Below are 19,858 nucleotides of genomic sequence, written 5' to 3' on the forward strand. Positions count from 1 at the left end.
GAGCTGGCTCAGCGTGCGGCCGACCCAGCGGGCGGCCCGCCCCAGGCCTGCCAGCTCGGCGAGCTGACCGTAGGTGACGACTTTGCCATCGGGCACTTGCATCAAGGTCGAGTACAGGGCCGTTCGTCGAAGCTCGGCAGGCGATGGCGATGCACTGTCGGGTGAGTTCATGGGGGTGAAAACCGTGGAGTTATAAATAAGACGTTTCCGTCGCGCGCTATAGCAAAGGAACTACACGAAAAACACCGGGTCTTTCTTTGCCTGGGGTGTGTCCTTCTGGATAATGCCGTCATTCTTTCGTAAATCCGAGTCTCGCATCTGCTTATGTTGTCCAGAACCTTGTTATGCCTTGCTGTCTTGAATGTGTCCACGCCTTTGCTCGCCGATACGGTCTGGTTAAAGAACGGCGACCGTCTGTCCGGCAAGATAAAAGTGTTTGATGGGGGCAAGTTGCTGATTCAGACCGACTATGCGGGTGCAATTCCGATTGACTGGAAGCAAGTCAAAACCCTGGAAAGCGATCAGGAGCTGTTGGTCAAACAAGATGCCTACGTGGGCGAAAAGGCCAAGTCTCTCAAGGCTGCCGAAGACGGCAAGGTCATTCTGGCCAATGGCGAGGCGCCTAAAACTGTTGAGCTGGCGAGCATTCAGCAAATCGTCAAACCCAAACCGCTGATCGAAGACTTTGTTTGGAAGGGTAATGTCGACGTCGCGCTGGACTACAAACGCGCCGACAAAGACACCGATGACTACGACATTGACCTCAAAACCTCGGCGCGTCACGGCGCCTGGCGTCACAACGCCGAAGCGTCCTACAACCGTGAGGCCCAGAACGATGTGGTCACTACGAACAACTGGAATGCCGAATACGCGCTTGACCACTTTATTGATGAGCACTGGTACTGGCAGGGCCGCTTGAACTACACCCGCGACAGAATCGAAGACATTTCCCGTCAGCGCACCGTAGGTACTGGTCCTGGTTATCAGTTCTGGGATGACGAGCTGGGCGCGTTTTCCTTGGGCTCACTGCTGAACCGTACCGACTATGAATACTCGGATGGCGGTAAAAGCAACTTCTACTCGCTGGCCATGAAGTGGGATTACAACCGTTACCTGGTAGGTAAAACGGTATCGATCTTTACCAACGGTGAACTGGGCAAGCCGCTGGGCGGGGATTCAGACTACAGCCTCGATGCCGAAATTGGCTTGCGCTACAAAGTCACCGAATGGGCATCGCTCAACCTCAAGGCTGAAAAAGACCTGATCGGCAGTAGCAGCGGCAAAGACAACGCACTCAACAAAACCCGCTACACCGCAGGTTTTGGCGTGATGTGGTAACACCACGACCCTTGTGCAGGAGCGAGCTCGCCTCGCGATCTTTTGATCTTGAACGTCAAAAGATCGCAACTTCCGGCGGCTCCAGCTGGGCGGGGAGTTAAATCCTTAAACCGCCATCCAGCTCCAGGATTCGGCCGCTGTAATAGTCGTTTTCAAAGATATACGCCGCTGAATGGGCGATTTCTTCGACCTTGCCCATACGTTTCAACGGGATGCCCGCGGTCATTTTTTCCAGGGCTTCGGGCTTCATACCCAAGGTCATTTCAGTTTCGATAAACCCGGGAGCAATGCCCGCCACACGGATACCGTAACGCGCCAGCTCTTTGGCCCAGGTCACTGTCGCGGCTGCCACACCTGCCTTGGCGGCCGAATAGTTGGTTTGGCCAACGTTGCCAGCGCGTGAGATGGAAGAAATATTGATAATCGCACCCTGGCTGTTGAGTTCGACCATCTTCGCCGCCACTTCACGGGTGCACAGGAAAACCCCGGTCAGGTTGACGTCGATAACGGCTTGCCACTGCGCCAGGCTCATTTTGCTGACGACGCCGTCTTTGACCTTTAACAGCAGGCCATCACGCAAGATCCCGGCGTTGTTCACCAGACCATTGATCGCGCCAAAGTCTTCAGCAATTTGCCCCACGGTTTGTGTAACCTGCTCTTCATCGGCGACGTTGCACAAATAAGCCCGCGCTTGAACCCCGTGGGCCTGACAGGCCGCAACCGCGAGCTCGAGCTTTTCCGGGTTCAGGTCCACCAAAGCCAGCTTGGCGCCCTTGGCAGCCAGGTACTCGGCCATGGCGCGACCTAGCCCTTGGCAGCCGCCAGTGATAATGATTACTTTGTCTTTTAGTTGCATGAGTGCCCTGATCTCGACCGTTTCGACGGATTTTTATTAAGGAGTCATAAGTTGAGCGTTGAAGTAGCCAAGCATGCCCGAGAATTATTGCTCAAGGAATACCGCGGAGCGTTGGCCACGCTCTCCAAGGCAATGCCAGGGTTCCCCTTCGGGTCTATGGTGCCTTATTGCCTGGATGAGCAAGGGCGACCATTGATCCTGATCAGCCGGATCGCTCAGCACACCCACAACCTGCGCAAAGACCCCAAGTGCTCACTGATGGTGGGTGAGCGTGGCGCCGAAGACGTGCAGGCGGTAGGACGTCTGACCTACCTGGCCGAAGCCGAGCAAATTACAGACCCCGCGGCCATTGACGCCGCGGCTGAGCGTTACTACCGCTATTTCCCTGAATCGCAGAGCTATCACACCGCCCATGATTTCGACTTTTGGGTGCTCAACCCGGTTCGCCATCGTTATATCGGTGGTTTTGGTGCGATTCACTGGGTCGATCAGCTCACTTTGGCCAACCCATTTGCCGGCCAAGTCGAAGTGCGCATGGTCGAGCACATGAACGACGATCACGCTAACGCCATCGCTCATTACGTTGAGTTGGCCGGGCTGCCAAAGACAGAGCCTGCAAAAATGATCGGCCTGGACAGCGAAGGCATGCATCTGCGCATTGGTCAAAGTGTGTACTGGCTGGGCTTTCCAGAGGCTTGTAACACTTCGACACAAGTGCGCGAAGCGCTGGTTTTACTGGCTCGCGCAAGCGAATGGCCAAAAAAAGAAACGGCATAACCTTGAATTCACAAAGGCGCGCCGTCATCTAAGCTGTGTTGGAAGATATTCTTCCGGAGAGGAATCATTTGATGCGCGCTTTTTTATTGCTCTTTCTGTTGTTTCCAGTGCTAGAGCTGTACGTCTTTTTTAAGGTCAGCACCGCTATCGGGTTTTTCCCGGCGTTGCTGCTGATCATCGCAGGCTCCTTGTTCGGGGTTCTGGTAGTACGCGTTGCGGGTTTGGCCACCGCCTTGAGTGCGCGTGAAAGCCTCAATCGTGGTGAGCTGCCGGCTCAACAAATGCTTCAAGGCCTGATGGTGGCGTTGGGTGGCGGCTTGCTGGTACTGCCGGGTTTTATCAGCGACATCGCCGGTCTGCTGTTGTTGCTCCCGCCGGTTCGTCATTTTCTGGTCAATCGCTTGCGCAAACGTGCAGAAGAGCAAGCGATGCGCCAGCGTGCCTTTGCCGAGGAATTTGAAGCGGCGCATCGTCCCGGCACGCATCAACCCGTGGGTCGTGAACCCAATGTGATCGAAGGCGAGTTTGAACACCGCGACAAGTAAGTTTCCCTGTAAAGGCTTAAGCACGGCACTCAAGAGTGCCGTGTTTGTTTTTGCGCGGTGCGAAAGGTAAAAAAAATTCGTCAGGGCGCTCTTGTAATCACTGGATGCGCCCTTATGTAACTGGCACCGCAGGGTTTTGCTGGCAACAGCAGGCACCCTTCAGCGATTAACACCCGGCATTTCCGGACTTGCAAACCCAGCCGGTATTGACACCGGCCGATGAACACCACAATTAGGAGAGATCGACAATGAAGCTTCGTCCTCTGCATGACCGCGTCGTAATCCGTCGCAGCGAAGAAGAAAAGAAAACCGCTGGCGGTATCGTTCTGCCGGGTTCAGCTGCCGAGAAAGCCAACAGCGGTGAAGTCATTGCTGTGGGTACTGGCCGCGTTCTGGACAACGGTGAAGTGCGTGCGCTGGCCGTGAAAGTGGGTGACAAGGTTGTGTTCGGCCCTTACTCCGGCAGCAACACTGTGAAAGTCGACGGCGAATACCTGCTGGTAATGGCTGAGAACGAGATTCTCGCTGTTATCGAAGGCTGATTTCCCGCTCCTTTTCCCGTTACTACAAAGTATTTAAGGAAGAACGAACATGGCTGCTAAAGAAGTTAAATTCGGCGATTCCGCCCGTAAAAAAATGCTCGCCGGTGTCAACGTCCTGGCTGACGCAGTAAAAGCAACATTGGGCCCTAAAGGCCGCAACGTGATCATCGAGAAGAGCTTCGGCGCTCCGACCATCACCAAAGACGGTGTTTCGGTTGCCAAAGAAATCGAACTGAAAGACCGCTTCGAAAACATGGGCGCGCAGCTGGTTAAAGACGTTGCCTCCCGTGCGAACGATGACGCTGGTGACGGTACTACCACTGCAACCGTTCTGGCTCAGTCGATTGTCAACGAAGGCCTGAAAGCCGTCGCTGCCGGCATGAACCCGATGGACCTGAAACGCGGTATCGACAAGGCGACCATCGCCATTGTCAAAGAGCTGCGTGAACTGTCCAAGCCATGCGCTGACAGCAAGGCAATCGCTCAGGTAGGTACCATCTCTGCCAACTCCGACAGCTCCATCGGCGACATCATTGCTGAAGCCATGGCTAAAGTCGGCAAAGAAGGCGTGATCACCGTTGAAGAAGGCTCGGGCCTGGAAAACGAACTGTCTGTGGTTGAAGGCATGCAGTTTGACCGTGGCTACCTGTCCCCTTACTTCGTTAACAAGCCAGACACCATGGTGGCTGAGCTGGACGGCCCGCTGATCCTGTTGGTTGACAAAAAGATCTCCAACATCCGCGAAATGCTGCCAGTACTGGAAGCCGTTGCCAAAGCCGGCCGTCCACTACTGATCGTGGCTGAAGACGTTGAAGGCGAAGCCCTGGCGACTCTGGTTGTGAACAACATGCGCGGTATCGTTAAAGTCGCTGCTGTTAAAGCACCTGGCTTCGGCGACCGTCGTAAAGCAATGCTGCAGGACATCGCTGTTCTGACTGGCGGTACCGTTATCTCCGAAGAGATCGGCCTGAGCCTGGAAAGCACCACTCTGGAGCACCTGGGTAACGCCAAGCGCGTAATCCTGTCCAAAGAAAACACCACCATCATCGACGGTGCTGGCGTTGAAGCGGACATCCAGGCACGTGTGACTCAGATCCGTGCTCAAGTGGCTGACACCACCTCGGACTACGACCGTGAAAAACTGCAAGAGCGTCTGGCCAAGCTGTCGGGCGGCGTAGCAGTGATCAAGGTTGGCGCTGGTTCCGAAGTTGAAATGAAAGAGAAGAAAGCCCGCGTTGAAGACGCCCTGCACGCTACCCGTGCAGCCGTTGAAGAAGGCGTGGTACCTGGCGGTGGCGTGGCACTGGTTCGCGCTCTGCAGGCAATCTCTGACCTGAAAGGCGACAACGCCGATCAGAACGTTGGTATCGCGCTGCTGCGTCGTGCTGTTGAAGCACCTCTGCGCCAGATCGTTTCCAACTCCGGCGACGAGCCAAGCGTTGTAGTCGACAAAGTGAAGCAGGGTTCGGGTAACTTCGGTTACAACGCTGCCACTGGCGAATACGGCGACATGATCGAAATGGGTATTCTTGACCCGGCTAAAGTGACTCGTTCGGCTCTGCAAGCGGCTTCGTCGATTGCCAGCCTGATGATCACCACTGAGGCGATGATCGCTGAGATCCAGGAAGACAAACCAGCTGGCGGCGGTATGCCAGACATGGGCGGCATGGGTGGTATGGGCGGCATGATGTAAGCCAGCCTTACCCCGATACGCAAAAGCCCCGCCTGAGTGATCAGGCGGGGCTTTTTTGTGCCTGATGAGCATCCCGTAGGAGCTGCCGCAGGCCGCGATCTCTTGATCTACCACCCACAAAACACCTGTGGGCGCACGAGTATGCAGTCGCTGTTGTCGGTAGTGTGTGAGCGTCGAGTGAAAGACTCGTCAACATCGCGCGGGCGTTAACTAAATCGTGTTAACGCCCTACAACGCTGGCTCTGCGCGGCTCTTGGCCTTAAGCTGCCGTGGCCGAGATGGCCGTTACTGCGTACGGAGAAAAGTGCCCATGCGAATTTTATTGGTTGAAGACAATCGCGATATCCTCGCCAATCTGGCGGACTACCTGGGGCTTAAGGGGTATACCGTTGACTGCGCGCAGGACGGCTTGTCCGGGTTGCATCTGGCCGCGACTGAACACTATGACTTGATCGTGCTCGACATCATGCTGCCGGGCATTGATGGCTACACACTGTGCAAGCGCCTGCGCGAAGACGCCCGTCGCGACACGCCGGTCATCATGCTCACGGCCCGTGACCAGTTGGATGATCGCCTGCAAGGCTTCAAGTCCGGTGCTGATGACTATCTGCTTAAACCTTTTGCTTTGTCCGAGCTGGCAGCGCGCATCGAGGCCGTACTGCGCCGTGCGCAAGGCGGCGGCCGTCGCGAGTTGCAGGTCGCAGACTTGCGCTACGACCTCGACACCCTGGAAGTCACCCGTGAAGGGCGCATGCTCAAGCTCAACCCGGTCGGCTTGAAACTGCTGGCCGTGTTGATGCAAAAAAGCCCGCATGTGCTGCGCCGTGAAGTGCTGGAAGAAGCCCTGTGGGGCGATGACTGCCCGGACAGCGACAGCCTGCGCAGCCACGTTCACCAGCTGCGTCAGGTGATCGACAAACCGTTCGACAAACCCTTGCTGCAAACGGTGCATGGCGTGGGGTATCGCCTCGCCGAGAGCCGTGATGGAGTTTAAACAAAGCCTTGCCCAACGAATCATCATCGCCTTTGCGCTGATGAGTGCGCTGGTGGCCGGGACGTTCGCCATGGGCATTGTCGCCACGGTGCACCTGGTCGAAGAAAAACTGATTTCAGCAGGCTTGGGCGGTGATCTTCAGCGTTTGCTGTTGATGGATAACGTCAGCGACTGGAACCACCGTCCAGAGCCCGATCAGCTGTTTTATTACAGCGGCGGGCGCGGTGATTTTGCCTTGCCCAAAGACTTGCGCCACCTGGAACCGGGCTTTCATGAGGTGTTCCGTGACCAACTGTCGTATCACGCGATGGTCGAGGTGGTCGACGGGCGGCGCTACGTGTTGCTGCAAGACCAAAGTGATTTTGAAGAGCGCGAGCGCGTGCTGTTCGCCGTGGTGCTGGTCGGGTTTGTGCTGGCGCTGGCGCTGGCGGTTTTCCTCGGTTGGGTCCTGGCGCGCAGGGTGATGGCGCCAGTGGTACGTCTGGCGCGTCAGGTACGCCATCGAGAACAGCTGTTGGGCCTGGCCCCGCCGTTGGCGCCCGATTATGCCGCCGATGAGGTGGGTGAGCTGGCCGTGGCCTTTGACGCCACCCTGGGCCGCCTGCGTGACACCTTGACCCGCGAGCGGCTGTTTACCAGCGACGTGAGTCACGAATTACGTACGCCGCTGATGGTGTTGGCAAGTTCCTGCGAACTGTTGCTCGAAAGCCCATCGCTGGATCAGCGCAGTCGCTCACAAGTGGAGCGAATTTCCCGCGCCTGTGAAGAAATGCGTGAGCTGGTGCAAACCTTCCTCATGCTCGCCCGTGCACAGCATGAAGACTCCACCATGTCGCCGACGGTCACCCTGACGACCGTGGCCGAGGGTTTGATCAGCTTGTGGCGGGGGCCTATCGAAGCGAAAGGGCTGACACTGATCTATGACCCCGGCAACCCGCTCGATACCCGCTACAACGCGACGTTTTTGCATGCGGTCATGGGCAACCTGTTGCGTAATGCTTTGCACTACACCGACATCGGGTTCATTCGCTTGAGCCTTGAGCCCACCGGGTTTGTGGTCGAGGACAGTGGTGTGGGCATCCCCGAAGAGAAGCGTCAGGCCATGTTTCAGCCCTTTGTGCGGGGCGGCGAAAAACGCGGTGAAGGGCTTGGGTTGGGCCTGTCCTTGGTCCAGCGGATCTGCGACAGCCAGGGCTGGCGAGTGACGCTGACGACCATGGAGCCCAACGGTTGCCGCTTCCACGTAGAGCTCAATCCCACCGACATCTGAGCTATCCATTCGTGACCTGCGGCCTGCAGGTCACTTCTCCTACGGCTCATTAGTCCGTAGAGTGGCCCCGAGCCAGTATCTTGTGTCTGTAAAACCCTACAGCGTTTATGGACTCGCTCGTACATTTTTTTCACCTCATGATGACCTGATGCGCACGTTCTCCTGGTTAAGGTGGCCTGTAATTGCTTCAGGAGAGCCACCATGAGCACCGCGATCAAACTTGAATTTGCTGAAAAATATGACCTGCAACACGCCATCGAGTACTTGCTTAAACATCAAGATGGCTTCGCACGACGCCTTTCGCATAAACGCGATGTGCAACTGGCGCGCAAAGCTTTGGCATTGGCTGGAGATCCGGGCGTGGTGTTAGACCTGCCTTGCGGGGCGGGGCGGTTTTGGCCGCTGCTGGCTGAAAAACACAACCGCATGATCATCGGCGCAGACAATTCGGCGTCCATGCTCGAAGTGGCATCGATAGCCCAGCCCGCTGATGTGGTTAAAAGGGTACGGCACTTGCAGACATCTGCATTTGATATCGACCTGCCGGACAACGCAGTCGACAGCATTTTTTGCATGCGCCTGCTGCATCACATAGGCGATGCAACCCACCGGATGGCTCTGTTAAAGGAGTTTCACCGGGTTAGCCGAGACAGCGTGATTGTTTCGCTGTGGGTCGATGGCAACGTTAAGGCCTGGAGACGTAAGCGTCTTGAGCGTCTACGGGTTGAGGATGCTGGGGCCGACGGTTACCAAAACCGCTTTGTGTTACCGGCTGCTACTGTTGAAGCCGAGTTTGAAAAGGCTGGCTTTAGCGTTCAACAACATTTGGACTTTATCCCGCTCTACGCCATGTGGCGGGTTTACATACTGCGCAAGAGGTAATGCATGACCGTTGATTCCGTATCGCCATCCCACACCGCGACTGAAAACCGCTTTGAGTTCTACTGGCAGCAGCAAGGCGAGTGGGTAGAAGAACCGAATCAGCGTCGTGGCGGTGAAAGTGGTGTACAGCGGATTCACGAGGCCAATGGCCGCTTGCTCTATGTCAAACGTCAGGTCGGACACACCTATCGCAGTTGGCGTTACCCGTTGGGTCGCCCGACGGTATTGCGTGAGCGTGACGCGCTGCTGGCGTTTAACCGTTTAGCGGTGGGCGTGCCAGAACTGGTGTATTGCGGGGCGCAACAAGGTGCAGATAAACAGTGGCGTGCATTGTTGGTTACCGCAGCGCTGGAAAATTTTATTGAAATAGACAACTGGTACGCTGCCGGTGAACGCGACATTCACGGTGAAGCGGTACATGACCGGGTGCTTGAAACCATTGCCACGACCTTGGCACGCATGCATCTGGGCCGCTGGCAGCATGGCTGCCTGTATGCCAAGCATGTGTTTGTCCGGGTGACCGGCAAGGGTGAAAGTGCTCAAGTCGATGTGGCGCTGCTGGACCTTGAAAAGAGCCGACAACGGCTGACGGCCCGCAAGGCGGCCGCGCACGACCTCAAACAGCTGCGCCGCCATTCGTCGTGGAACACCGACGACTGGAACAAACTGAACTACTTTTATGAAAAGGTGTTTGGCAGCGCCATCAAAGGGTTACGGTGATGAAGCGAGAAATAGCACGAGGTTTGTTGTTGGGCTCTCTGGCCATTGCCACGGCGGCAGTGGCGGCGTGGCAGCCGCCCGTGATGCAGGTATTGAGCAGTGCGCAATTCGACGCGCAATGCCCGATCCCGCGCGTGGCCAAAGTCGCGATAGACGCCAAGCCCGATCACGACCTGTTGCTGTTTATGTATGGAATGAAGCAGGGAATGAGGCCGTAATAAACAAGCCGTAGTCGCTGCCGAAGGCTGCGAAGGGGGGCGAAGCCCCCCGTTTTCTTGAGTACACCCAGTGTTAGTCGTACAGACGCCCCCTACGACATCACATGCAAATGATTATCCCAAAGCCCCGACGGCAGCTCCAAAGGCTTGGCCATCAGCTCGCTTTTACGGCAATCGTAAAAGCGGCAGCGGCCTTGCCCTGACGTCACCACAAACCCGTCTTGTACGGCACCGACGCCCGCACAGTCCGGCAGGGGTGCATCCAGGCGCAACGCGCCGCTGTCCAGATCCCAGACAAAAAACCGGTTACCCCGCGGCGCTGTCAACGCCACCAGACGCAACTCGCTGTGTACCGCCACACTGGCCGTGTAATGGCCCATGGCACGCAATTGCGGCTCCGCCACCGGGAACGGCTGAAAAGGCTGGCCGGGGCGCTTGATGGCCAGCAACTCGGACAATTCGTGGGCGTCGCCCATAAACTGCTGACACGCGACGACGGTGCCGTCTGTGGCAATGCCCAGATGGCGCACGCTGTTCATCTGCTGGCTCAGGGTTTCTTTGCTCAGCAACGTACCGTCACGCTGCATCAGCACCAGGCTGGGCTCCATCGCATTGAGGTTCATCTCAACCCGGCTTTCAGCTTCGGTACGAATGCCACCGTTGGCCACCACCAGGGTTTCACCATCAGGCATCCACGACACTTGGTGCGGACCGACGCCGTGGGTCGGGATTTCGCCGCTGTGCACCAGGCGCTCGCCTTCAAAACGGTAAACCCCCAACAGACCGCGCCCCGGATCGCTGGTGTCATTCTCGGTGGTGTACAACCACTCGCCGTCTTTATGGATCACCGCGTGACCATAAAAATGGCGATTGGGCAGCGAGGTGATGGTTTGCAGCAATTGCCCGTCCTTGAGGCTGATCAGGTAACTCTCAGTCCCGGGGCGGCGAGCGACAAACAAGGCAATCGGCAACGTCGGGTGGTTGATGATGTCATGGCAGCGCTGGTTGACCCGATTGCTGAACACCTGGGTGCCATCCAGGCGATAGCCCACGGCAAAGTGATTGCCGTCGACATCGTCACGGGCACTCAAGAGCAGCGGGCTGCGGCCTTGTTTGGACAGCGACCAGCCACCCAGGGTAATGGCACTCAGCAGTAAACCGCCGAGCTTGAGAGCTTGCCTGCGCATCATCGAACCATCCTTCATCAATCGCCGTCGTTGGCGTTAAAGCCCAGTTGAATGCCCAGCGCCTTGGCCAGTTCGCCTTCGTGCAGACGGTGCACGACGTTGAGGCTGTCGTAGATGGCATTCAGTTGCTCGCGGCCAGCTTCATCAGCCAGCAGCTCATTGAGGGAGCGCTGATTGTCGTTGAACAACTTGAGGGATGTCGCGTAAGCGGCGTCGATCTTGTCAGCCAACGGCTTTTGATCAGCAGGCAACAGGCCGCGCAAGCCTTTGTTGTCGACGCCGGCCCACACGGTTTGCGCCGCAGCGAGGCTGGCCGCAAGGCTTTGCAGGGACGCCTGGCTGCGCCATGCGTCGGCTTGCAACGGTTGCGGTATGCCTTTGCTCTGACGACCCATCGGTGTGCCGAGCTTCTTTTTCAGGGTATCGAGTGCCGTTACCTGCACACGCAGCAGATCGGCGATGGCCTCGTGAGAATCGGCGTAGCGCTGGTTCGGGAACTTGGTCATTTGCGCCAACATGCCGTCAGTGCTATTCCAGCTTGCCAGGATCTCTTCGGCCAGTTGCTTCTGACGCTCGCCAATGGCGGTCAGCAGCGGGCAGTAACGGGTTTTCTGCGCGCTGTCAGCCAGGTCGATATTGCTGTCGAACAAAATGTACTCATAGGCCGACAGGCCTTGCACGACAACGCTGGACTTGGCCAGCGCGGCGGCATCGATCTGTGGTTGAGCCACCACCAGTTGCTCAACCTGACGGCCGACCAGGTTCTTTTTGTCTGGCCAGAACTGCACTTGCCACGAGCGATTGCCTTCAGCCAGTGGGCCAATCAGCAACGGTTGCAGTTCGGCCCAGGCTTTTTGTGCGTGCAGGAAGTCGGCGCGAGCAGTCTCAAGCGTCTCTTTACCTTCGCAGTAAGCCAGTGCGCTGATCGCCAGTTGGCGGTCGGCCTCTACCCAGCGGCTGTAGGTCGGCAGAATCACCTGCTTGGCGATAGCTGCCGAGGTGACGGCTTGCTGATCTTGCGGCGAGCAGGCTGCCAAAGCGATAGCGGCCAGGCTGGTGAATAAAAGTTTGGGTCTGAACATGTCGGGGTCCCCGATCTTATAAGGCGTTAAAGAGAATTCAGGAACGCCAGCAACGCAGCGCGCTGCTCGGCATTAAATTGCAACACCTGCTGCTTGGCCGGTTCGGCCTCACCGCCGTGCCACAGCACGGCTTCAAGCAGGTTGCGCGCACGACCATCGTGCAAAAACTGAGTGTGCCCGCTCACGGTCTGGGTCAAACCAATGCCCCACAGTGGCGGTGTGCGCCAATCGCTGCCCGAGGCGGCGAACTCGGTGCGGTTGTCGGCAAGGCCCGGGCCCATGTTGTGCAGCAGCAGGTCGCTGTACGGGTAAATGACCTGATTGGCCAGCTCAGGTTCGGCGGCGTTGGCCGAGGTGGTGAATTTTGGCGTATGGCATGAGACGCAGCCGGCCTGATAGAACAGGTTTTTACCGGCCAGCACCTGCGGCGAATCGACATCACGGCGCGCAGGCACGGCGAGGTTGCGGGTGTAAAACTCGACGAGACGCAGAATGTTGTCACTGACCTCGGGTTCGCCATCCGGGCCATTGCCGTTGGGCGCTGCCAGGCAGTCGGTTTGCGCGGAGGTGCAATCATCAAACGGTCTCAGGCTGGTGGTGAGCCCCATATCACCAGAAAAGGCGTGAACATTTTGTTGATTGAGGTTCGGTTGGCCTGCTTTCCAGCCAAAACGGCCTAAAACCGTCTTTTGCTGAGCGTCATCCCATACCCGGTTAGGCCGCCCGTTGATGCCCGCGTCATTTTTGTTGGCCGCGGCATTGGCCAGGATCGCCTCTTCGGGGATAGCTTCAAGCAGCCCCAAGCCAATCATCGGCGGGGCAATGCGCGCCGAGAAGCGCGTGTCGGGATGCATGGGCCCGTAGCCTAACTGAGTGATCTGCAGCAAGGGCTTGCGCAACTGGACTTCGGTGCCGTCCTTGAAGCGTACAGGCACGGCTTCATAGTCCACCCGCACCTTGCCTTCCGGGGCGACACCGGGCACCGCCATGTCTTGCAACTGGCCACCGTACACCGGCTCGGGAACGATCCCGGTTTGCTCGATCAGCTTGGCGTAAGTGGGCTCATTGGGGATCGACAGACGCACCAGCATCGACACCGCATTCTTGGCATCAGGCGCTGGCGGATGCCCACGGCCGTCGCGGATATGGCAGTTTTGGCAGGCATTGGTATTAAACAGCGGGCCTAACCCGTCACGCGCCGTGGTGGTGGAAGGTGCAATCACCCAAGGGCTGCGGAAAAAACTGTTGCCGACGCTGAAATCCAGCCGTTGAGTGGGCGACAGATTCGCAGACGGCATCGAAAAGGCATTGCGATCGGTTTTAAACACCGTCGTGTCCCCTCCAGAGCGGGCTTCGCCGGGCTCGGGTTGAGTAAAGCGCGGCGCCTCATCACAGCCAGCCAGCCCCAAGGCCAGCAGCAAAGACAGGCGCAGAGGCAACGAAGGCATCAAACGTCCAGACCAGTGAGCAAAATCGAGGGGCGAAAGTTTATCAGGGAAGGTGAATTGAAATAAGAGGAATTAGCGTTTGATGGCGATTCTGGTAGCTGAATTCGTAAAAATTAGCTGTTTATGCGGGTTGGGGGAGTGGGTGCATAGCACCGCTCGTTCATGAATGGAAATGCCAATCAACTATGCTGATTGGCATCAGTCTTACCATTGAGTGAGATCCTACAAGGCCCAGAAAAATAATGGGTGTTTCCCACAAAATAATCAGATGTAAGTGATTTTTAATTTTTTTTTTTGTAAATTATACTTTTCCAAAAATGGAGTTGATTATGAAGCTGTTATTTGCTGTGTATATGTTGATGGCTCTTACTGGTTGCTCAAATAAGTGGTTTGTTCCTGAGAAGCATAGTCCCGAGTTGGCTTATAAATGTCAGACAGATCCGTATGGTTCTTATTGCCTAGATCCACCTGCAGTCCTTAAAAACTGATCGACTCATAAAGGGTGGGATATGATTATTCTATGGTGATTTAGAACTCCCAAATAGTGAATGGTACTCCGCCCGGTAAAATATTGACCACACTGAATGTTCTTTTTGCCATACGACCTGGAGCGAAACCAAACCGAGCCCAACATAGATTTCCCGAGCGCTGATCATAAATAACCAGATTTCCATCATTTTGAATTACCATGCACGCGTTAAACCAAAGCGATTTGTCAATGCTGTGAGTACTTTCAGCAATCCACAAACGTTTTCTAGATGGGTCATACAGAAAGCCGCTGTTGCTGATTACGAAGTGAAGAGGTTCGCGCATTTTTTTGCGCTGTAAAGTCTTGCTGTAAGCCTGATTGCTATCTGCAGTCCATATTATCGTTTCGTTCTCTTTGATTACTAGGTTTCCATCAGTTTTTAGCACTAATCGAAATCGTCCGTTTTCAGATGTAAGATGCTGTCCAGGTGACATGATTTGATTGGGTGGCAGTAAAGGGGATCCACTCGTTTGGAAAGGTGTGTAATTAATAGCCATGTTTATCTCGGTTGATGAATTGTTGAGCCCTTATTTAATCAGTGTGAGTGGAGTGGTGGAGATACATATTTATATTCTGAAGATATTTGATGTTTTTGGCGAGCAGCATAGGATCTGTGTCTAGTTTTAAAAAATATTTACAGTTTTTATTAAATACACATAGTTTATGAGGCGATGAACTCTTTCCTGCTCTTATCCCTCAGTTTATTCACTACGCTCCGCTGTAGGAGCGAGCTTGCTCGCGATCTTTTGATCTGGTTTTTGATCTTGATCTACGGTCCCGTTCGGGAGCGGCGGTACGCTGGGGCAAGGCATTTTTGAGTACCCACTCGGTTGCTTGACAAAAGTGCCTCGCTGTAAAAACGAAACCCGTAAAGCGCTGTTTTGCAGGAAATAGATATGTACACCAACAGACCAAGCATCAAAAGATCGCGAGGCAAGCTCGCTCCTACAGTTTGAACTGTCCACAAAAAAGGCGACCCGAAGGTCGCCTTTTGCGTCACTCACTCACACATCGCCCATCAGAACTCGTGGTCAGCGTTGTCCGGGTTCAGGTCACTGATGCCCAGCTTGCCTGCGGCTTGTTCGATAGCGGCGGTCTGTTTGACCAGGGCCGCGATGGCATCACGTACCACCTGGTTGCCCGCCTCGTTGCCCGCTGCGATCAACTGGTCGTAGTGCTCGCCCTTGTTGGCGAGGTCTACCATGACCTGGATCTTGGCTTCGGTGTCGGCCAGGTCGGACTTCAGGGTGGCGTCTGTGGCCGGGTCAACGACGACGACCAGCGACGACAGGCTTGGGCCGGTCATTTTGCTGCCGTCAGCACGTACGTACTCACCCAGGTACACGTTACGAATGCCTTTGGCGTCGTAGAAGTGCGAGTTGTGGGTGTTGTCGCTGAAGCAGTCTTGCTCGTCTTCAGGGGAGTTGGCTTCCAGCGACACTTTCATGCGCTCACCGGCCAGTTCGCCCAACGACAGGCTGCCCATGCCAAACAGCATTTTGCGCAGGCCGTTTTGTGCAGGCTCTGCTTCGAGCGAGGCGCGGTAGTTGTCAGGCACGTTTGGCGCCCAGTTGCCGACCATTTCAGTCAGGTCGTTGACCAGCAACTGGGTCACGGCCTTCAGGTAGGCACGACGACGATCGTTATGGCCGCCGGTTGCGCCTTCGCCTTCGAGGTAGTCCGAAGCAGGGCGGTCGCCCGCGCCTGGGCCGGTGCCGTTCAGGTCCTGGCCCCACAACAGGAATTCAATGGCGTGGTAACCGGTGGCGACGTTGGCTTCGGAACCGCCCAGCTCATTGAGGCTGGCCAGGGTTTCCGGGGTGATTTCAGTCACGTCGATCTTGTCTTCGCCCACCTGGATCTGGGTGTTGGCGATGATGTTGGCGTTCGCCCCTGGGTTGCCCAGTGCGCCGCTGTAGTTGGCATCAACGTAGTCGATCAGGCCTTCGTCCAGCGGCCAGGCGTTCACTTGGCCTTCCCAGTCATCAATGATGGTGTTGCCGAAGCGGAACACTTCGCTTTGCAGGTAAGGGACGCGCGCTGCAATCCAGGCCTCACGTGCGGCCTTCAGGGTGTCGGCATTGGGCTTGGCCAAAAACGCGTCGATGGCGGTTTGCAGGGTTTTGGCGGTGGACTCCGAGTCGCTGTACACGGCATGCACCATGTCGGCGTAATGCGCGACAACGGCTTTGGCTGCGGCGTCGTTAACTTGTGCGCCGGAAGCATCAGTGGCTGGCGTAGCAGGAGTGGTCGCTGCGGCTGGCGTAGGTGCTGTGGCTGTTTTTTCTTTGTCTTTGTCGCCGCAACCGGCGAGTGAAATAGCAATGGCCAGCAGACTGGCGGTAGCCAGGGGCATACGAATCATGGGCGAACATCCTGCTTCGAGAGGTGGGACAAGCATGCGACGGCACGCAAAACGTGCGACATGATGCGAAAGATATGCATTTTGTGTAAAGGGTTACGCCTGTAAATATTTCCTATTTACTTCTGCACCAAGCCTCGGCTGCCGTGGCCTTGGTCAAAATCTTGAAACATAAAATTACATATTAAGTGCATTGTTACGCTGCGCCTGCTTCAGATAAGCGCCCAATTCCCGCGCCCCCAAGGGCTTGCTGTACAAATACCCCTGGCCTTCGTGGCAGCCTTCACTGATCACATAGGTTTCCTGTTCGAGGGTTTCGACGCCCTCGGCAATCACCTGCATGCCCAGACTTTTACCCAGCTGGATGATGGCACGCACGATGGTGGCGTCGTCGTCATCGTCAATCAGGTCCTGAACAAAGCTCTTGTCGATCTTGATTTTGTCCAGCGGCAGGCTTTTCAGGTAGCTCAGCGATGAGTACCCGGTGCCGAAGTCATCAATGGCAATCAGCGCGCCCGAGCGACGTAAGCTCAGCAAGTGCTGGGCGGCGGTGCTGATGTCTTCCATCAGGCTGGTCTCGGTCACTTCCAGCTCCAGGCTGCCGGGCGGCAGGCGATACATCTGCAACAGGTTATTGACCACCCGAGGCAACTCGGCGTGGTGCAACTGCACGGTCGACAGATTGACCGCCATGCGCAAGTCGGTGAACCCCTGATCGTGCCAGTCGCGCAGTTGGCAGCAGGCTTGATCCAGTGCCCACTCGCCAATGTCGATAATGCTGGCGTTGGCTTCTGCCAAAGGGATAAACAGGTCTGGCGGGATCATCCCGTGCTCGGGGTGCTGCCAGCGCAACAAGGCTTCGACGCCGACCACCCGGTGATCGCTGTAGCGAATCTGCGGTTGGTAGACCAGGTACAACTGGTTGCGCAGCAGGGCGTCGCGCAGGTCTTTTTCCAGCTCGCGGCGGCGGCGCATTTCGCGGTCCACGCTGGCGATATAAAACTGATAGCGGTTGCGCGAGCGGCTTTTGGCCAGGGTCATGGTTTGTTCGGCTTTTTGCAGCAATTGCTCGGAGGTGTCGCCATCTTCCGGGTACAACGTGATGCCGATGGTGGCGCGCAAGCGGATATTTTGCTGATCGACGCTGAACGTCGTCTCCAGGTCATCCAAAATCCCCTGCGCCAGTTCGGCGGCCTCATAAGGCTGCTCGATGTGGGCCTGGACCAGCGCAAACTGGTCGCCGCCCAGACGCGCCAGTGCACCCAGGCTACCGCTGTGCGCCCGCAAACGATCGGTGAGGGCTTGCAGCAATTGATCGCCCGTCTGATAACCAAATTGTTCGTTGATGCCTTTGAAATCATCCAGCCCCACACACAGCACGGCCACGCGGCGCTGAGAGCGGCCTGAATCAATCAGGATCTTGCTCAATTGGGTCTGTAGTTGCTGACGGTTTGGCAGCCCGGTCAAAAAGTCGTATTGGGCCATGCGCAGCAAGGAGCTTTCGGCTTCGAGGCGTAAATGCGCATTGCGCTCTATGGAGGCCAGCAACTGATTGGCGGTGTTGACCCACACGCCGAGTTCGTTGGATTCATGCCCCTTGAGCTGCGGGATCAAATGTTCGCTGGGGTGGTCAGGGTTGATGCTGGTCAGGTGCTGGATCATTTTTGACAAGGGTTTGGTCAGCAGCCAGTGATAAATCAGGTACAGCACCAGGCTCATCAGCAGCGCGCGCAACACGCCCGACAGCAACAGCACACCGGCGTTGGTCAAAAAGCCCTGGCCGTAAGTGGCCGTGTCGAGAGTAATGCTCAGGTCGCCGTAATATTCTCTGTCGGGGCCACTGCCCACCAGCGGCGTGTTGAACGAGCGTTCCTGGCCCAGGATAAAGTCGGTCAGCCAGCGGCTTGAGGTTTGCTGCAAGGGCCGGGTTTTTTCCGCGAGCACGGTTTCATTCGGGTGCCCGATAGACGCCTTGTGCAGTGCGTCGTCCTTAAACAGCCCCTCAATGACCTGCATCGCCATTTCCCGGTCCAGGCTGTACAGCGCTTGGGTGGACGGGTCGCGAAACATATTGAGGATCTGCTTGGCGTCATCGTCGACCGCCTGGCGGGTGAGGTAGGCATCGAAGACAATTTGCGCGCAGCCCAGTACTCCTCCCACAACCAATGCTGAGAGCAATACGATCCGGAGTAATTTGATCGACAAGCTGTTCTTGAATTCCAGCTTCAAAGGGTTATTCCTTGTGTCTTGCCGATAATGGTGTGGTCATGGGCGCAGGTAATCGTTCATTTTTCGAGGGCATTATCCAGTGGTTTGAGGACTGGCCAATGTGTCGGTTCATGGTGTGCTGAACTTGAGCCGTCGAATAAAAAAAACATGCCGTTGATAGTAGTCTGAAGCGCGATGGCCACGCACTTTTGCTGAGGCCAAAAAAAACCCGGCAATGCCGGGTTTTTTTAACGTTCAGTCAGTTTCAGGCAGTGAAGGTTTTGCCTTCGAACTGCTCTGCAACGAACTTCCAGTTAACGATGTTCCAGAACGCCTCAACATACTTCGGACGTACGTTGCGGTAGTCGATGTAGTAAGCGTGTTCCCAAACGTCGCAGGTCAGCAGCGGGGTGTCGCCGCTGGTCAGCGGGTTGCCGGCGCCGATGGTGCTGGCCAGGGCCAGGGAACCGTCAGCCTTCTTCACCAGCCAGCCCCAGCCGGAGCCGAAAGTGCCGATGGAGGTTTTGCTGAATTCTTCTTTGAACTTCTCGAACGAACCGAACGCAGCGTTGATGGCATCAGCCAGCGCGCCGGTAGGCTCGCCGCCGCCGTTTGGCGACAGGCAGTTCCAGTAGAACGTGTGGTTCCACACTTGAGCGGCGTTGTTGAAGATACCGCCCGAAGAGGTTTTAACGATCTCTTCCAGGGTTTTGCCTTCGAACTCGGTGCCTGGCACCAGGTTGTTCAGGTTCACGACATAGGTGTTGTGGTGCTTGTCGTGGTGATACTCCAGGGTTTCCTTGGAGATGTGCGGCTGCAAGGCATCATGTGCGTACGGCAGCGGCGGCAATTCGAAAGCCATGTTGATTCTCCTAATCAGGTCAGTTGCGATGAGCGCAAGGCCGATCACGGGCGGCCAAACACGCGCCGGGGAGTTTGTACTCTTTGCGGCGCAAGCGCTGGATCATAGCACCGGGGTTGGCGCATAACCACGCGACAACTGTGTGGAATAGACGTTTCAACGAGATTGATTGAAAAACTCGATGTTTTTTCAGGCCCCCCGTTTAACCCGTGGGTTACCCGGCAACAATCAACTGCACCGCCACGGCGTACATCATCGCCGCCACCAGCAGGTCCAGCAGCCGCCAGGTGCCGGGGCGGGCCAGCCATGGTGCGAGCCATGCGGCGCCCAGGGCCAGGGTGAAGA

Annotated in this window: 19 protein-coding genes and 1 pseudogene; 10 read left to right on the plus strand and 10 right to left on the minus strand. The window is 56.4% G+C overall.

The features are described 5' to 3' along the window. A partial coding sequence (locus GHO41_RS23735) for an MGMT family protein (protein WP_178126563.1) occupies positions 1 to 171 on the minus strand: 171 nt, incomplete at its 3' end. A gap of 153 nt (positions 172 to 324) precedes the next feature. On the opposite strand from GHO41_RS23735, the gene GHO41_RS23740 reads away from it, so the two are divergent. Further along, positions 325 to 1,338 carry a DUF481 domain-containing protein gene (locus tag GHO41_RS23740; protein ID WP_048369621.1) on the plus strand — a complete coding sequence of 338 codons (1,014 nt, stop codon included), beginning with the start codon at positions 325 to 327 and terminating at the stop codon, positions 1,336 to 1,338. A 97-nt stretch (positions 1,339 to 1,435) separates the two neighbouring features. On the opposite strand, the gene GHO41_RS23745 is transcribed toward GHO41_RS23740, so the two are convergent. After that, positions 1,436 to 2,194 carry an SDR family oxidoreductase gene (locus GHO41_RS23745; protein ID WP_048369623.1) on the minus strand — a complete coding sequence of 253 codons (759 nt, stop codon included), beginning with the start codon at positions 2,192 to 2,194 and terminating at the stop codon, positions 1,436 to 1,438. 51 nt (positions 2,195 to 2,245) lie between these two features. On the opposite strand from GHO41_RS23745, the gene GHO41_RS23750 reads away from it, so the two are divergent. From GHO41_RS23750 to GHO41_RS23790, 9 genes are all read left to right on the plus strand, one after another. Then, the gene (locus GHO41_RS23750) at positions 2,246 to 2,971 is read left to right on the plus strand and encodes a HugZ family protein (RefSeq protein ID WP_153434799.1); all 726 of its coding nucleotides are present in this window, start codon (positions 2,246 to 2,248) and stop codon (positions 2,969 to 2,971) included. 71 nt (positions 2,972 to 3,042) lie between these two features. After that, complete coding sequence (locus tag GHO41_RS23755; protein WP_048369627.1) at positions 3,043 to 3,516, plus strand: FxsA family protein; 474 nt, start codon at positions 3,043 to 3,045, stop codon at positions 3,514 to 3,516. A 248-nt stretch (positions 3,517 to 3,764) separates the two neighbouring features. Continuing rightward, positions 3,765 to 4,058, plus strand: a complete 294-nt coding sequence (locus GHO41_RS23760; protein ID WP_153434800.1) for a co-chaperone GroES — start codon at positions 3,765 to 3,767, stop codon at positions 4,056 to 4,058. A 49-nt stretch (positions 4,059 to 4,107) separates the two neighbouring features. After that, positions 4,108 to 5,751 (plus strand): chaperonin GroEL, encoded by a 1,644-nt coding sequence (gene groL, locus GHO41_RS23765; protein WP_048369629.1) that lies wholly within the window; start codon positions 4,108 to 4,110, stop codon positions 5,749 to 5,751. A 310-nt stretch (positions 5,752 to 6,061) separates the two neighbouring features. After that, positions 6,062 to 6,745: a two-component system response regulator ColR gene (colR, locus tag GHO41_RS23770; protein WP_048369631.1), complete on the plus strand. Its 684-nt coding sequence runs from the start codon at positions 6,062 to 6,064 to the stop codon at positions 6,743 to 6,745. Next, complete coding sequence (locus GHO41_RS23775; protein ID WP_153373513.1) at positions 6,735 to 8,015, plus strand: HAMP domain-containing sensor histidine kinase; 1,281 nt, start codon at positions 6,735 to 6,737, stop codon at positions 8,013 to 8,015. Before colR ends, GHO41_RS23775 begins: the two co-directional genes overlap by 11 nt. A gap of 201 nt (positions 8,016 to 8,216) precedes the next feature. Next, positions 8,217 to 8,897: a class I SAM-dependent methyltransferase gene (locus GHO41_RS23780; protein WP_048369635.1), complete on the plus strand. Its 681-nt coding sequence runs from the start codon at positions 8,217 to 8,219 to the stop codon at positions 8,895 to 8,897. A gap of 3 nt (positions 8,898 to 8,900) precedes the next feature. Beyond that, complete coding sequence (locus tag GHO41_RS23785; protein WP_153434801.1) at positions 8,901 to 9,617, plus strand: lipopolysaccharide kinase InaA family protein; 717 nt, start codon at positions 8,901 to 8,903, stop codon at positions 9,615 to 9,617. Beyond that, the gene (locus GHO41_RS23790) at positions 9,617 to 9,835 is read left to right on the plus strand and encodes a hypothetical protein (RefSeq protein ID WP_153434802.1); all 219 of its coding nucleotides are present in this window, start codon (positions 9,617 to 9,619) and stop codon (positions 9,833 to 9,835) included. The genes GHO41_RS23785 and GHO41_RS23790 overlap by 1 nt, the downstream gene beginning before the upstream one ends. Positions 9,836 to 9,927: 92 nt before the next feature. Here GHO41_RS23790 and GHO41_RS23795 read toward each other — a convergent pair whose 3' ends face one another. The 8 genes and pseudogenes from GHO41_RS23795 to GHO41_RS23830 form a co-directional block, all read right to left on the minus strand. Continuing rightward, complete coding sequence (locus GHO41_RS23795) at positions 9,928 to 11,025, minus strand: DUF1513 domain-containing protein (RefSeq protein ID WP_153434803.1); 1,098 nt, start codon at positions 11,023 to 11,025, stop codon at positions 9,928 to 9,930. A 14-nt stretch (positions 11,026 to 11,039) separates the two neighbouring features. After that, a complete protein-coding gene (locus GHO41_RS23800; RefSeq protein WP_153391887.1) occupies positions 11,040 to 12,104 on the minus strand; it encodes an imelysin family protein in 1,065 nt (354 codons plus the stop codon). 26 nt (positions 12,105 to 12,130) lie between these two features. Further along, positions 12,131 to 13,552, minus strand: coding sequence for a di-heme oxidoredictase family protein (locus GHO41_RS23805; RefSeq protein WP_153330872.1), 1,422 nt, complete (start codon positions 13,550 to 13,552; stop codon positions 12,131 to 12,133). 528 nt (positions 13,553 to 14,080) lie between these two features. Continuing rightward, entirely contained in the window at positions 14,081 to 14,578 is a 498-nt protein-coding gene (locus GHO41_RS23810; RefSeq protein WP_153330871.1) for a hypothetical protein, read from the minus strand. A 521-nt stretch (positions 14,579 to 15,099) separates the two neighbouring features. Next, positions 15,100 to 16,446, minus strand: a complete 1,347-nt coding sequence (locus tag GHO41_RS23815) for an imelysin family protein (protein ID WP_153391883.1) — start codon at positions 16,444 to 16,446, stop codon at positions 15,100 to 15,102. Positions 16,447 to 16,620: 174 nt separating this feature from the next. Further along, the gene (locus GHO41_RS23820) at positions 16,621 to 18,672 is read right to left on the minus strand and encodes a bifunctional diguanylate cyclase/phosphodiesterase (protein ID WP_153434804.1); all 2,052 of its coding nucleotides are present in this window, start codon (positions 18,670 to 18,672) and stop codon (positions 16,621 to 16,623) included. A 244-nt stretch (positions 18,673 to 18,916) separates the two neighbouring features. After that, positions 18,917 to 19,513 carry a superoxide dismutase gene (locus tag GHO41_RS23825; protein ID WP_048369650.1) on the minus strand — a complete coding sequence of 199 codons (597 nt, stop codon included), beginning with the start codon at positions 19,511 to 19,513 and terminating at the stop codon, positions 18,917 to 18,919. Positions 19,514 to 19,727: 214 nt separating this feature from the next. Continuing rightward, positions 19,728 to 19,858 (minus strand): annotated as a pseudogene (locus GHO41_RS23830) (LysE family transporter); the annotation flags it as partial.

The sequence above is a fragment of the Pseudomonas sp. FSL R10-0399 genome, from assembly GCF_009600165.1.
GTDB classification, from domain to species: domain Bacteria; phylum Pseudomonadota; class Gammaproteobacteria; order Pseudomonadales; family Pseudomonadaceae; genus Aquipseudomonas; species Aquipseudomonas helleri.

Coding starts and splice junctions, on each gene's coding strand:
- GHO41_RS23740 (WP_048369621.1), top strand. CDS start 325: ATGTTGTCCAGAACCTTGTTATGCCTTGCTGTCTTGAATGTGTCCACG.
- GHO41_RS23745 (WP_048369623.1), bottom strand. CDS start 2,194: ATGCAACTAAAAGACAAAGTAATCATTATCACTGGCGGCTGCCAAGGG.
- GHO41_RS23755 (WP_048369627.1), top strand. CDS start 3,043: ATGCGCGCTTTTTTATTGCTCTTTCTGTTGTTTCCAGTGCTAGAGCTG.
- GHO41_RS23760 (WP_153434800.1), top strand. CDS start 3,765: ATGAAGCTTCGTCCTCTGCATGACCGCGTCGTAATCCGTCGCAGCGAA.
- groL (WP_048369629.1), top strand. CDS start 4,108: ATGGCTGCTAAAGAAGTTAAATTCGGCGATTCCGCCCGTAAAAAAATG.
- colR (WP_048369631.1), top strand. CDS start 6,062: ATGCGAATTTTATTGGTTGAAGACAATCGCGATATCCTCGCCAATCTG.
- GHO41_RS23775 (WP_153373513.1), top strand. CDS start 6,735: ATGGAGTTTAAACAAAGCCTTGCCCAACGAATCATCATCGCCTTTGCG.
- GHO41_RS23780 (WP_048369635.1), top strand. CDS start 8,217: ATGAGCACCGCGATCAAACTTGAATTTGCTGAAAAATATGACCTGCAA.
- GHO41_RS23785 (WP_153434801.1), top strand. CDS start 8,901: ATGACCGTTGATTCCGTATCGCCATCCCACACCGCGACTGAAAACCGC.
- GHO41_RS23790 (WP_153434802.1), top strand. CDS start 9,617: ATGAAGCGAGAAATAGCACGAGGTTTGTTGTTGGGCTCTCTGGCCATT.
- GHO41_RS23795 (WP_153434803.1), bottom strand. CDS start 11,025: ATGATGCGCAGGCAAGCTCTCAAGCTCGGCGGTTTACTGCTGAGTGCC.
- GHO41_RS23800 (WP_153391887.1), bottom strand. CDS start 12,104: ATGTTCAGACCCAAACTTTTATTCACCAGCCTGGCCGCTATCGCTTTG.
- GHO41_RS23805 (WP_153330872.1), bottom strand. CDS start 13,552: ATGCCTTCGTTGCCTCTGCGCCTGTCTTTGCTGCTGGCCTTGGGGCTG.
- GHO41_RS23810 (WP_153330871.1), bottom strand. CDS start 14,578: ATGGCTATTAATTACACACCTTTCCAAACGAGTGGATCCCCTTTACTG.
- GHO41_RS23815 (WP_153391883.1), bottom strand. CDS start 16,446: ATGATTCGTATGCCCCTGGCTACCGCCAGTCTGCTGGCCATTGCTATT.
- GHO41_RS23825 (WP_048369650.1), bottom strand. CDS start 19,513: ATGGCTTTCGAATTGCCGCCGCTGCCGTACGCACATGATGCCTTGCAG.